Source organism: Colwellia sp. E2M01, from assembly GCF_018860585.1.
GTDB lineage: Bacteria > Pseudomonadota > Gammaproteobacteria > Enterobacterales > Alteromonadaceae > Colwellia.
Genome location: NZ_JAHKPR010000020.1, coordinates 34,463 through 48,536, shown reverse-complemented (window position 1 = coordinate 48,536; position 14,074 = coordinate 34,463). Strand labels below are relative to the sequence as shown.

The window sequence follows — 14,074 nt, the reverse complement described above, 5'->3', positions numbered from 1 at the left end:
GAACCAAGTTGAAGTAAAAGCCATTTTTCTACGCAGCGCCTGTATAGTTAAGCAAGTAGCCAACATTGAGCAGAAAAAAGCGCCTCCATACCGCCGCGGCAGTAATAGACTGATCTATTACCAGCCGCCACTGCCACTATAAAAAGAGCTGTTTTTAGTGATGCTACTGTTACTCGCTGCTTCAACCACATCAAAAGTAATATCACGGCGCCTTTTCATTTGATGGTCATCAACCACCACACTAATGGCTGATATTTTCAATTCCTGCGGTTGTACTGCTATTTTATGATGACTTTCTTTGCTGTCTTCGACAATATGACCATTATTGAAGTCAACAAGGTTAATTTGATAGACCTTAGCTTGGTTAGATTTATTTCTGATTTTAAATAAATAAGTGTTTTGTATTTTACCGTCTTGATTAACACTATACAGCGCCTGCCTATCTCTTATGATATTTACCTCAAAACTTTGCCAATTTATTCCCCAAACAACCATGGCAACAAGGCTTAAAGTAACGCATGAACCATAACTTAAATGTTTTTTCCAAGGAGATTTTGTACTTTTAGTCGCGGAAAATGCAATAAGTCCTTTAGGGTAATTAAACTTAGTCATGGTCATATCACAGGCATCAACACATAAACCACAATTAATACACTCGTACTGCATCCCTTCTCTTATATCAATACCTACAGGACATACTTGCACGCACAAATTACAATCGACACAATCGCCCATATTTGCATTTTTGGGCGCTGTTATTTTTCTTTTTCCTCGGTTTTCGCCACGAACAGCATCATAACTAACAAGCTTGGTTGACTGATCAAACATTGCTGACTGAAAACGTGCGTAAGGACACATATGCAAACACATTTTTTCCCGTATCCAACCCGCATTGATATAAGTACATAGTGCGAAAAATAACACCCAAGAGAAAACAATAACTGAAGATTTTAACGTAAAAAAAGAATAATAAAGTTCATCTACAGGTATGAAATAAGAGATGAATACCAAAGCAGTAAATAATGAAATACTGCCCCAAATAACATGCTTTAATACTTTTTTAGTCACTTTATTTAAGCTAATAGGTTGTTTGTCTAATGCTTTACTGTGGTTGTGACTACCTTCAATTCTACGTTCAACCCAGTTGAACATGAGCATCCAAATAGTTTGCGGACAAGTAAAACCACACCACACCCGACCATATATTTTTGTCACATAAAATAATAAAAAGGCTGAAAAAATACCAAATAAGCAAAAAATAACTAAGTCTTGTGGAAACAAAGTAAAAGCAAATATATGTATTTTTTGTTGGCCAATATCAATAAGTATTGCTTGCTCGCCGTCGTAGTTAATAAATGGCGTTAACACAAAAATAATCATCAATAAGGAACTTAATAACCGTCGGATTTTTTGAAAACGACCTTGCTGCTCTCGAATATAAATTTTGTCATCAGTGACAGCTGTTTTAAAAATAAGATTGTTGTTTGACAAATAGGGTGAACTCACCTTTTTCTCCGCTAACCAATTACGATATATGCAGTCTAAAGGTCAAATCTGTTATTAATAGATACACACAAATAAACTATAATAGGTACAGATTAAAAAACTATATTGGTGAAAGCAGGTGCGACAATTCAAATACGAACAACTCGCTAATACGTTAAAAGCTCAAATTGACGAGGGTAAATGGCAAGAAAATGAAAAACTCCCTTCAATTAGAGCGTTAGCAAAAACCTATTCTTGTTCAAAAATATCCGTGCAAAAAGCCCTGCATACTTTAGAGGCTCGAGACATTATTTTTGTTAAAATAAAGTCTGGTTATTATGTATCTGCCAGCAAACAAGCATCGTATATTAATAGTGCTCCCTTAGTAATGAGTGTGCCCACCCTTATAAATGTACCTGAGTTATTTTATGAAATAATGAAACGAGGTGCTGCTTTTGATATTGCGCCAAAACCTATAGACAACGCACAAACACCACAAAATTTATTGTTACTCAATCGCCATATCAGTCGTTCATTAAGAAATAAACCACACAGTAATGCTTTATATTACTCTGCTCCTCAAGGCGATGAAGAACTGAGGCAGCAAATTAGTAAACATTACAGAAAGCGTGATATTAATATTGCAGCAGACGAGATATGTATTACCTCAGGCTGTCAAAACAGCTTATTCCTCGCCCTAACCTCAACTTGTAAAGCTGGAGATATTGTCGCGATTGAAAGCCCTGCTTTTTATGGTGTATTACAATTGCTAGAGCATTTACAGGTAAAAGTGGTAGAGCTACCCAGTAGTTTCACAACAGGTATAACAGCAGAAACATTAAGGGATGCCACGAATAAATGGCAAATTAAAGCCTGCGTGCTAACCGCTAATTTTTCCACGCCTACTGGCGCACTAATGACAGATAATGAAAAACAAAAAATGGTTGCCTTAGCCGTTGAGAAAAACATCACCTTAATTGAAGATGATATTTACGGTGATTTAGGTTTTCATAGTAATGTAAAACCCTTGAAGAGTTTTGATACGCAAGACAAAGTAATACTTTGCAGTTCTTTTTCAAAGTCGCTATCACGCGATTTACGTATTGGCTGGATAGTAACGAAGAAGCATTACAAAAAAGTAACGCATCTTAAGTTAGTCTATCAATTATCAACTAGCCAAGCAGTTCAAAATGGCTTAACAAGTTTTATGGCTGATGGCAGTTTTGAACGGCATTTACTGCAATATCGAAAAATATTATTAGCACAACGAAACCAGCTAATTAACGGCATTAAAAACCACTGGCAAGTATCAACAAATTTTACCACCCCCGAAGGCGGGCTTAGTATTTGGATTGAACTACCTAAACAAATTAATACGCTCAAGCTGTATAATAATGCCCTAGCCGAAGGCATAATCATTACTCCTGGCAGGTTGTTTACCTCTACAGATAATTATTCAAACTTCATCAGGCTCAGCTTCGCTCACTCAACTACCGGTCATAGGCTAAAGGCATTGATAAAGCTGGGTGACTTGTGTAAAAACATACTAAGCTATCCGTTAGGATCTCGTTAACCATTCGCTTAATCAGGAGATAATTTTGACAAAAACCTTAATATTCGGCAATTCTGGCTCAGGAAAATCAACATTAGCTAAAAAAATCAGCACCGACAATAATATTGCTCATTTAGATTTAGACACTATTGCGTGGCAAGTAACCTCACCGCCAACGCGTACACCTATTGCAGACAACAAGTTTTTTCTCGAAGACTATATTAATAAACATAAAAGCTGGGTTATTGAAGGCTGTTACGCAGACTTGCTGCAATTACTCACAGCAAAAGCCGATAACATTATTTTTTTAGATTTACCTGTGGAAGCTTGTATAGACAATGCTAAAAAACGCCCTTGGGAGCCGCACAAATATGAAAGCGAAGCCGCGCAAGATGCTAATTTAGGGATGTTGATAGAATGGATTAGACAATATACAAAACGGGAGGACACTTTTTCACACAAAACGCATACGGCATTATATGATGAGTTTACCGGTAAAAAAGAGCGAAGAACTACTAATAGTTAAAGCACAAATTAAACTGGACTCAGTAAACTAAACTCAGTTAGCTAAACTCCGTAAACTAACGCTCTTCTTCGCGCAAAGTTAGCACCTCAAAACCCGTACTTGTTACTAAAATAGTATGCTCCCACTGTGCTGACAGTTTTTTATCGCGAGTAACCACTGTCCAACCATCTTTCTTCTGTTTGGTTTTATAGCTTCCTTGGTTGATCATCGGCTCAATGGTAAACGTCATTCCTGCTTTTAGCTTTAGCCCTGTTGCCGCCTTACCATAATGCAGCACCTGCGGCGCTTCATGCATTTCTTTACCTATGCCATGACCACAATATTCTCGTACTACCGAGTAACCTGCTGCTTCAGTATACTTTTGAATGGCATGACCAATATCACCTAAGGTTGCGCCAGGTTTAACTAATTTAATGCCCTGCCACATAGCATCGTAGGTTACTTTCACTAATCGTCTTGCTAATACGCTGGTATTGCTAAAAGTATACATTTTGCTTGAATCACTAATGTAACCATTTTTTTCTAAGGTGATATCAATATTAACAATATCACTGCCTTTTAATTTATAAGTATTAGGAATACCGTGACAAACCACATCATTTACCGATGAGTTTAATGAAAATTTATAACCGTATTGACCTTTACTCGCTGGACGTGCGTGCAACGTATTGGTAATAAAGTCTTCAACTTTACTGTCTATTTCTAGGGTCGTAATTCCCTCAACAATAAAATCATCTAACATAGCAAATACTTGCGCAAGTAGCTGACCAGATTCTCGCATCAACGCGATTTCTGCCTCTGTTTTTATGGTGGGATTATTCTGTTCAAAGCTATGATCACTCATAAAAACTCTCCGCTATTGTCTGTTCTTGTTTTAATAGCTCTTTTTTCATGATCTCATGAAATGACAAAGTAGGGTTGCACTCAGCGAGCATTCCCACTTTGATCCAAAACTCTGCTTGAGAATTAATAGAGCGCGACATAACACTACTCGATTTTCTAATTTCTTCGTGTAATGACTCTGAAATTTTTACTATACCCATAACCTAATCCACTACTTTCATTGATAACAGAACAAATGTTTAAGAAACGAAACATATATAAATCGTATATATATTATATACAAATAAGCAATAGATACCAAGTTCATATATTTGCTCAATATTAATTAACAACCAATAACCTCTTTAAAGTTCTTTCCAAATCTTAATACTTGCTGAGTAGTAGCTTTGCTTTAGCGAAGTCACCTCATCTATATACTAAAAAATACTAATTAAATGTAATCAAATGAAACAAAAAAAGATTAGCACTAGCGTTAATGATTAGTTTAGGATTAACGCTTTGTGATAATACGAACAAGGCGCTACAGATTCAAAATGGCCTGGTGTTATTAATAATCTTAATCAAAAGTTCGTTTAATAAAGTAACCTTACTTTAAGCCCTTTATATAGGATGCCCTATATAAGAACATATTGATTTGGGGTAGGATATATCCCCGTTATTCAAAGTGCTCTGAAACATGCATCTTAAATGATAACGGGTATAAATAAATTTCAAGGAATTAACTATGATAAAAACAATAAAATACGTCTTCAGCTGCTTCATAAACCCTAAAAATATTTTAGTACCTTTGAGTTTATTCGCATTGGTCGGCTGTAATACTACGTCAGATAATGACAAAGAAAGTACATCGGTATCACCTGTCAAGGTTACAACTAACAATACCGACAAACCTAATATCGTTATATTTTATGTTGATGATTTAGGTTTTGGCGATATTGGTGTTAATGGCGCTAAAGGTGTTTCAACTCCAAATATCGACGCCTTGGCACATAATGGTATTAACTTTACCGACGCACACAGCTCTGCGGCAACCTGCACACCTTCACGTTATTCGTTACTTACGGGTGAACATGCTTTTCGTAAAAAAGCAGAAGTATTAAAAGGTGATGCTCCTTTACTTATTGGTACAGAACAACCGACATTACCTAAATTATTAAAAAAAGCGGGCTACCAAACAGCCGTTGTTGGTAAGTGGCACTTAGGTCTAGGCGATGGTAGTAAACCACTTAATTGGAACGAAGCCGTTACCCCTGGACCACTTGAAATAGGTTTTGATTACAGCTTTTTATTACCCGCAACTGGAGACCGAGTTCCAGCCGTTTACCTTGAAAATCATCATGTTCTTAATCTTGATAAAAATGATCCTTTAACCGTTAGCTACACGGGTAAAATAGGTAACCGCCCTACCGGTTATGAAAACCCTGACTTAAGACGCCAAGCTGCAGACGATCAACACAATGAAACCATCATTAACGGCATTAGCCGCATTGGCCATATGGCGGGCGGTAAAAGTGCAGAATGGGTTGATGAGGATTTTCATACTGTTTTCACTAACAAAGCAAATCACTTTATTGCTAAAAATAAAGAAAACCCTTTTTTCTTATTCTTTTCATTCCACGACATTCACGTTCCACGCTTACCTAATGACATGTTTAAAGGTAAAAGTTCAATGGGCGTTCGTGGCGATGCTATCGTGCAAATGGATTGGATAACAGGGCAAGTGGTTAATCAATTAAAAGCGCAAGGAGTATTAAACAATACCCTAATTATTTTCACTAGTGATAATGGTCCAGTATTAACCGACGGTTATCATGACGAGGCAATTCAGTTATTAGGTGAGCATAAACCTGCTGGACCTTACCGTGGCGGAAAGTATAGCGCTTATGAAGCAGGTACACGCATGCCGACCATTGTGCACTATCCAAATAAAGTATCTCCAGGCACCAGCAATGCTTTAATGAGTCAAATTGATGTTTACGCATCAGTAGCTCATTTACTTAACTTACCGTTAGCCAATGATGAAGCCATTGATAGCCAAAACCATTTATCAGCTTGGTTTAACGCTTCACAAAAGGGTCGAACAGAGTTAATTGAAGAAGCGTACACACTGTCTATCCGTGAGCATAATTTTAAATACATTAGTCCTACGAAAAATGACGACGGCTGGATACGCAATGGAAAAAATATTGAAAGTGGTATGATGAATGCTGCTCAACTTTTTGATTTGGCCAACGATCCAAGCGAACTTAATAACCTCGCATCAGCGCAACCAGAAAAAGTTGCCCACCTACAAAAGCGCATTGACGCTATTGTTGCTCAAAGCGAAAGGTAACCTTGCAATCACGAGTGAGTGACAGTATTTTTAAATATGTCACTCACTAAGCATCAATCCACCTTCTGCTCATTTCCTTCTTAAATCCCTTTAAATTCACTTATATCAATTGAAGTGACATAGTTAATTTGAAAACTCAACAGAATCAATGTTTTTATAAATATGTGATTAATACCAACCTCACAAACTAAGTGAACATTTATACGGCCTAAAACCACTAACTACAGCGTTATTTATTTAATAATTAACGCTGCATGGATGCAGCTTATTAGACAATGCAGGTGCAACTGTCCTGAACAATTAGTGATTAAATAAATGCCTTGTATTTAATAACTTTAGCTCCGTTTAAAATAGATCACTTAATTAATATAAGTTCATCTTATCGCTCAATTCCTCATCATAGTGTTGAATACTTATGCGAATTAGGGCAGTATTTTAGCGAATAATATTTTTGCTCTTTTTTACCTTAATTAGAAGCAACATCAACGACCGAATGATCAAGGAACATTAATGAAACCGAATACTAAACCAGCTAACCCTAACTTCTCTTCAGGCCCATGTACAAAGCGTCCTGGTTATAGTCTTGCTGCCTTAAATACAGACAGCTTAGGTCGCTCACATCGTAGTAGCTTAGGTAAAGCACGTTTAGAAAAAGCCATTACCGAAACAATCCGTTTATTAAACTTACCTGAAGGTTATAAAGTAGGTATTGTCCCAGGCTCTGATACTGGCGCTATGGAAATGGCCATGTGGTCATTATTAGGCGAACGCCCTGTTGATGTTTTTGCATGGGAGTCTTTTGGCTCTGGTTGGGGAACTGACGTTGCTAAACAATTAAAATTAGCCGACGCTCAAACTTTTACAGGTGGCTACGGTGAATTACCTGATTTTTCAAAAGCTAACCCTGATCACGATACTATTTTCACATGGAACGGTACAACGTCAGGCGTTAAAGTTGAAAACGCAGATTGGATCAGTGATGACCGTACTGGTTTAACGATTTGTGATGCAACCAGTGCTGTTTTTGCCATGGAACTTGATTGGAGCAAAATTGATGTCGCAACCTTTAGCTGGCAAAAAGTACTTGGCGGCGAAGGTGGACACGGTATGTTAATTTTAGGCCCTCGTGCAGTAGAGCGTTTAGAGTCTTACACGCCAGCTTGGCCTGTGCCAAAAGTATTTGGTTTAACCAAAGGCGGTAAATTAATCGACGGTATTTTTAAAGGCGCAACCATTAATACTCCTTCAATGCTATGTGTTGAAGATTACCTCGACGCTTTAAACTGGGTTGATGAAATTGGTGGTTTACCTGCCGCAGTTGCTAAGAGTGAAGCTAACTTACAGGTATTAGCTGATTTTGTTGCAGAAAACGATTGGATTGATTTCTTAGCGAAAACACCAGCAATCACTTCAAATACCAGCGTTTGTTTCGTCTTAAAAGCGGATGAAGACCAAGTAAAAACTATTGTTAAATTACTTGATAGCGAAGAAGTTGCTTTTGATATTGGCGCTTATCGTGACGCACCAGCAGGTTTACGTATTTGGTGTGGTGCAACAGTTGAAAAATCAGATCTTGTTGCACTACTGCCATGGCTAACTTGGGCATACCAACAAGCAACGGCCTAACTATATCAGCCTGTTATTTGAAGAAATAACAGGCTTTTTATTACCTAAATATTTTAAGTATAAAGACTGCCTTATCAAGGCCCCCCTCACAACAGAAGTATAAAGTATCGAATAAATTCAATCTAATAAATTCATCGAGTTAACCTATAAAATGGCTCATTTCATTTATTTCAACAATAAAAATTAAAGAGACTTATATGAAAAAGATCAGAACATACAATAACATCGCCACCGTCGGTTTAAATAAATTCCCTGCAAATCATTACGAAGTTGACGCCGCTTGCGAAACACCCGACGCTATTTTATTACGTAGCCATAAATTGCATAATGAAGTGTTACCTAGCTCTGTACTTGCCATTGCTCGTGCTGGCGCTGGTGTTAATAACATTCCTGTTTCTGATTATACGCCAAAAGGTATTGTTGTTTTTAATACACCAGGAGCCAACGCCAACGCTGTTAAAGAATTAGTATTAACGAGTTTATTATTAGGCTCTCGTGGTATTACCCAAAGTATGGATTATGTTGCTACATTAGCTTCAGAAACCGATGCCGCAGAATTAAATAAAAAAGTAGAAGCCGGTAAAAAGCAATATGGCGGCACTGAACTTATCGGTAAAACCTTAGGTGTTGTCGGTTTAGGCGCAATTGGTGCAAAAGTTGCCAACATGGCTATTAGCTTAGGCATGAAAGTTATTGGTTATGATCCTGCATTAAGCGTAGAAGCTGCTTGGCAATTATCATCACAAGTTAGCCGTGCTGAAAACCTTAATTCTTTATTAGCGCGTTCTGACTATGTAACTTTACATGTACCTGCTATCAAGCCAACTATTGGGATGATGAACGAAGATGCGTTTTCAGCCGCGAAAGATGGCATGGTGTTAATTAACTTAGCGCGTGGTGAACTAGTTGACGAAGCAGCGGTTATTAGCGCATTAGATTCAGGTAAACTAGGTGCGCACCTTTCAGATTTTCCGAGTGAAGGCTTAATTAATCACGGTAAATCAACGTTATTCCCTCACTTAGGTGCAAGTACCGTTGAAGCCGAAGAAAATTGTGCAGTAATGGGTGCCAACCAATTAATTGACTTTTTAGATAATGGCAATATTGTTAATTCAGTCAACTTCCCTGCTGTTGCTATGGAGCGGACTACAGGTTACCGCTTAACCTTTGCCAACGACAATATTCCTAAAGTATTAGGCACTATTTTAAACCTGTTAGCTGACTTAAATATCAACGTACTTGATATGGTTAACAAAAGCCGTGATGACATTGCTTATACCATTGTGGATATTGAACAAGAGCCAACGCCAGCGTTGCTTGAAAAGCTATCTAGCGTTGAACACGTGTTTCATGTTCGCAGGGTTTAAAAATAGCTAAAAGTAGTTAAAGCGTCTTAACACACAAGTAAAAATTACGTCCCAAAAGTATTAAATTATAAAAAGCATTTATCGAATAGATAAATGCTTTTTTTGTGTGTTTTTTGCGTATAAAAGCTGCGGTATTCACATAAATTAAGGTATAATCGCCGCCATTATCGTTCATAGTTTTCCCTTAGCGCATGGGAATCAAATAAAATTTTAAACAAAGGTAGCAAAACGTATGTTTTCAGAATTAAAGCAACTGCCGGCAGATCCTATATTAGGTTTGTCAGTAAAATTTAAAGCAGATACTAACCCTAACAAAATAGATCTTGGTGCTGGTATTTATAAAGATGCTTTAGGTAATACACCTGTTTTAGCTTGTGTTAAAACAGCTGAGCAATTTCGTGTAGATAACGAATTAAGCAAAGCTTACTTAGGCTCTGCTGGCTCTGCAGATTTTAATGACCGAATGACAGCCCTTATTTTAGGCGACCATAAAGTTATTGCTGAAAAACGTATTAAAACAGTATCTACTCCAGGTGGTACAGGCGCTTTACGTGTTGCGGGCGAATTCATTAAAAAATGTACTCCGGGCGCAACAATTTGGGTAAGTAACCCAACTTGGGCAAACCACAAAGGTGTGTTTGAAGCTGCAGGTTTAATCGTTAAAACTTACCCTTACTACGATTACGAAAACAAATGTTTAGACTTTGACGCAATGCTTGACGCATTAAAACAAGTATCTAAAGATGATGCCGTGTTATTACACGCTTGTTGTCATAACCCAAGTGGTATGGACTTAAGCCAAGAGCAATGGCAGCAAGTTGCTCAAGTAACTAAAGAAATTGGTTTTATGCCTGTTGTTGACATGGCTTACCAAGGTTTTGGTACAGACTTAGACAGCGATGCTTACGGTTTACGTTTAATGGCTGACACTGTTGAGCAAATGATTATTTGTAGTTCATGTTCTAAAAACTTCGGTTTATACCGTGAGCGTATTGGTGCTTGTTCTATCATTGGTCGTAGCGCCATTGCTGCAGACATTATCAGCTCAGTATTATTATCTGTTGTGCGTGTTGTTTACTCAATGCCACCAGCTCACGGTGCAGCAATTGTTGAGACTATTTTAGGCTCTGACGAATTAACTACACAATGGCACGGCGAGCTAGCTGAAATGCGTAACCGCATTAACGACATGCGCCAGCTACTTGTTGATAAAATAGCTGAAAACGGTGTAACTCGTGACTTTAGCTTTATTGCTAAACAAAACGGTATGTTCTCTTTCTTAGGTATAACCCCTGAGCAAGTACAGCAATTACAAGACGACTACAGTATTTACATTGTTGGCTCTAGCCGTATCAGCCTTGCTGGTATTTCAAGCGACAATGTTGATTACTTAGCGCAATCAATTGCTAAAGTACTTTAATTTTTAATTATTTATAAAGTAATAGTTAACTGAAATATTCGAACCTTAGGTAGCAATATTTCAGTTAATAAAAAGCCCGCTTTACGTTATGTAAAGCGGGCTTTTTTGTGTTTTAACGTTAGTTTTATGATAAATGCTCATTAAAGACGCTGAGCCACAACATTACCTATAGCTTGATCAGTAATCTTAAGAAGTTACTATTGAATTTACACAGGTAAGTTATATTCTTTGCATTTCATGAAGTAAGTTACCGGCAAAGCTACAATAGTTCATCTTATAATGTGATGCCACAATGAGCTGCAAGCAGCATTTAGATTTTTTCTCTTTTGGTTTCGGTAGATAAAGAAGAAAAAATATCAATTATTACAATGTTAATCTCGGCCTAATAAAATCAATAAATGCAGTAACTCTTTCAGCAACAGATGAAGATTTATAGTAAACAGCATTTACTAATTCACGATCAGTACCGATTAGTCTATATGGTTCAAAGAGTGAGATTAACTGACCTGATTCAATATCTGTATTAACCATAAAACCAGATAAACAAGTGATACCACTTCCAGCTAAAGCTAGTTGCCGGATAGTTTCTCCATTACTCGCTGTTATTGTCGGGTTTACATTATCCAAACCTTTAACAGGCCATCGGTTTAGTGATTTTATATTTGAGAAACCAATTAATTTATGACTGTTAAGATCATTAGGCGTTCTTGGTAAACCATTTTGTGCAAGATACTCTGGTGATGCGACAATAAAAAGAGGGCTTTTTCCTAATGCTCTAGCATGTAAGGTAGAGTCTTCTAATTTTCCTATTCTTATTGCTACATCAGTGCGCTTTTCAATTAAATCAACAATAGCCTCGTTAGAATTCAATTCAATCTCTATTTCAGGGTAGGCCTGAATAAATGCATTCATATGAGGTGCTAATTGATGAAGTATAAACGGACTCGCTGCGTCAACACGCAACTTTCCTTGAGGTAGCTTACCCTTAACAATTATATCTGCTTCTGCATTTTCGATATGTTTCAGGCCTAAATTTACCCCATCAATAAACCTTTTTCCTTCATCTGTTAGCATTACTCGCCTAGTTGTTCTAATTAAAATAGCCGTATTTAGTGCTTTTTCTATTTTAGTAACTGAACGAGATATACGAGCTACTTGAATATTAAGTGCATCTGCTGCTGCAGAGAACCCCCCAAACTCAATAACAGCTAATAAAAGCTCTAAGTCATCGGATCTTGTTTTTAAATTCACATTAACCTCATTTACTACAAATATATTTTGTAAATAGCACTATTTATTACAAAAGTTTATCAGTTAATAATTGCATCAACAAATAAAGTAATGAGTTTAATTAAGCCATTACTTTATTTCTATTAAACAAATTAATTTGGAGAACAAAATGCCACTCGCATTGATAGCATTAGCGCTTAGCGCCTTTGCCATAGGAACAACAGAATTCGTGATTGTTGGATTACTGCCAACAATGGCACAAGACCTTAATGTAACTATACCTTCAGCAGGCTTACTGGTTAGCCTTTATGCTTTAGGCGTCGCCATAGGAGCCCCCGTATTAACAGCGCTAACCAGTAGATGGAATAGAAAGCATGTCTTACTATTCGTTATGGGTTTATTTGTTATTGGCAACTTAGTTGCTTGGCAAGCACCAAGCTTTGAAGCATTGATAGTAGCCCGAATAATAACAGGATTAGCACATGGTGTTTTCTTCTCAATTGGTTCGACTATTGCGACAGGTTTAGTACCGAAGGAAAAAGGAGCAAGTGCTATTGCCATCATGTTTACAGGGTTAACTGTGGCTTTAGTTACAGGGGTGCCACTAGGTACATATATCGGTCAAATTTTTGGCTGGGAGGCAACATTTTTAACAGTATCTATTTTAGGTTTACTAGCTATGATTGGCAGCGGCATATTAGTACCTAGTAATTTAAAACAAGCCAAACCGACTAAAATCTCAGTACAATTAAAAGTATTAACTCATCCTAGATTACTATTAGTTTATGCAATAACTGCTATTGGCTACGGTGGAACATTTATCGCCTTTACTTACTTAGCGCCAATTCTTAATGAAGTGAGTGGTTTTGATTCTAGTTCTGTTGCCCTGATACTTTTAGTTTATGGTGTGTCTGTTGCTGTTGGTAATATCTGGGGAGGTAAAATGGCTGATAACTTGGGGCCAATTAAAGCCCTAACAATAATTTTTGCTGGCCTTTCTGGTATATTATTGATGCTGAGCTTTACCGCTTACAACCCCATAGCAGCAGTACTTACTATTTTGGTTTGGGGAGCGTTTGCTTTTGGAAATGTTCCAGGTTTACAAGTATACGTGGTTAAACTAGCCGAAAAGCACACTCCAGATGCTGTAGATGTAGCATCTGGGTTAAATATTGCTGCTTTTAACGTGGGTATTGCAATAGGCGCATGGGGAGGTGGTAATATTGTTGCTGAACATGGGTTAATGAATACACCTTGGGTAGCCGCCATTGTTGTTTTAGTCGCTCTTATTTTAACGCGTTATAGTGGGATGCTTGATAATAGAGGTGACAATCGGTCATAACTTATCAAGCTCGAAAATACGATGCGGGTCATTGATACAATAACCAATATATTACATTCTATGATTTATATTATAAATGTGTATCAAAGTTAAACTAGGCAATTACAGTGTTTACATTGTTGCTTTAGGCATATCAGCCTTGTTGGTATCTCAGCTGACAACGTTGATTACTTAGCGCAATCAATTGCTAAAGTACTTTAATAACGATTAGCAAAATCGATTCAATAAAAAAGCCCGCTTTACATCACTGTAAAGCGGGCTTTTTTGTGTTTATTACAGCGTGATTACGGCAGTACCCTACTCAAAACGTCTTCTAGGTATCTGATCGAAGATCCATTGTACTTTTAGAAT

General features: G+C 37.3%; 11 protein-coding genes. 7 read left to right on the top strand and 4 right to left on the bottom strand.

Annotated elements, in window-relative coordinates; genetic code table 11:
- Nucleotides 1-117: 117 nt before the first annotated feature.
- Complete coding sequence (gene ccoG / locus KO502_RS03960) at nt 118-1,491, bottom strand: cytochrome c oxidase accessory protein CcoG (protein WP_252730493.1); 1,374 nt, start codon at nt 1,489-1,491, stop codon at nt 118-120.
- Nucleotides 1,492-1,624: 133 nt separating this feature from the next.
- Between ccoG and KO502_RS03955 the strand changes: the two genes are divergently transcribed.
- Nucleotides 1,625-3,058, top strand: coding sequence for a PLP-dependent aminotransferase family protein (locus KO502_RS03955; protein ID WP_216021263.1), 1,434 nt, complete (start codon nt 1,625-1,627; stop codon nt 3,056-3,058).
- Between the two features lie 25 nt (nt 3,059-3,083).
- Nucleotides 3,084-3,563: an AAA family ATPase gene (locus tag KO502_RS03950; RefSeq protein ID WP_216021262.1), complete on the top strand. Its 480-nt coding sequence runs from the start codon at nt 3,084-3,086 to the stop codon at nt 3,561-3,563.
- A 55-nt stretch (nt 3,564-3,618) separates the two neighbouring features.
- Here the strand turns inward: KO502_RS03950 and map are convergent, their stop codons facing one another.
- Both map and KO502_RS03940 read right to left on the bottom strand, forming a co-directional pair.
- The gene (map, locus tag KO502_RS03945; RefSeq protein ID WP_216021261.1) at nt 3,619-4,407 is read right to left on the bottom strand and encodes a type I methionyl aminopeptidase; all 789 of its coding nucleotides are present in this window, start codon (nt 4,405-4,407) and stop codon (nt 3,619-3,621) included.
- Entirely contained in the window at nt 4,400-4,606 is a 207-nt protein-coding gene (locus tag KO502_RS03940) for a ParD-like family protein (protein ID WP_216021260.1), read from the bottom strand. Before KO502_RS03940 ends, map begins: the two co-directional genes overlap by 8 nt.
- Nucleotides 4,607-5,130: 524 nt before the next feature.
- Here KO502_RS03940 and KO502_RS03935 point away from each other — a divergent pair.
- The 4 genes from KO502_RS03935 to KO502_RS03920 all read left to right on the top strand — a co-directional run bounded on the left by KO502_RS03935 (nt 5,131) and on the right by KO502_RS03920 (nt 11,151).
- Nucleotides 5,131-6,738, top strand: coding sequence for an arylsulfatase (locus tag KO502_RS03935; RefSeq protein ID WP_216021259.1), 1,608 nt, complete (start codon nt 5,131-5,133; stop codon nt 6,736-6,738).
- Nucleotides 6,739-7,248: 510 nt separating this feature from the next.
- On the top strand, nt 7,249-8,364 hold the full coding sequence (locus tag KO502_RS03930) for a phosphoserine transaminase (protein ID WP_216021258.1): 1,116 nt from the start codon (nt 7,249-7,251) through the stop codon (nt 8,362-8,364).
- A gap of 197 nt (nt 8,365-8,561) precedes the next feature.
- Nucleotides 8,562-9,731, top strand: coding sequence for a phosphoglycerate dehydrogenase (locus KO502_RS03925; RefSeq protein WP_216021257.1), 1,170 nt, complete (start codon nt 8,562-8,564; stop codon nt 9,729-9,731).
- Between the two features lie 232 nt (nt 9,732-9,963).
- Entirely contained in the window at nt 9,964-11,151 is a 1,188-nt protein-coding gene (locus tag KO502_RS03920) for an amino acid aminotransferase (RefSeq protein WP_216021256.1), read from the top strand.
- 363 nt (nt 11,152-11,514) lie between these two features.
- Here the strand turns inward: KO502_RS03920 and KO502_RS03915 are convergent, their stop codons facing one another.
- Complete coding sequence (locus tag KO502_RS03915) at nt 11,515-12,402, bottom strand: LysR family transcriptional regulator (RefSeq protein ID WP_216021255.1); 888 nt, start codon at nt 12,400-12,402, stop codon at nt 11,515-11,517.
- A gap of 148 nt (nt 12,403-12,550) precedes the next feature.
- On the opposite strand from KO502_RS03915, the gene KO502_RS03910 reads away from it, so the two are divergent.
- A complete protein-coding gene (locus KO502_RS03910) occupies nt 12,551-13,723 on the top strand; it encodes an MFS transporter (protein WP_216021254.1) in 1,173 nt (390 codons plus the stop codon).
- The last annotated feature ends 351 nt before the right edge of the window (nt 13,724-14,074 follow it).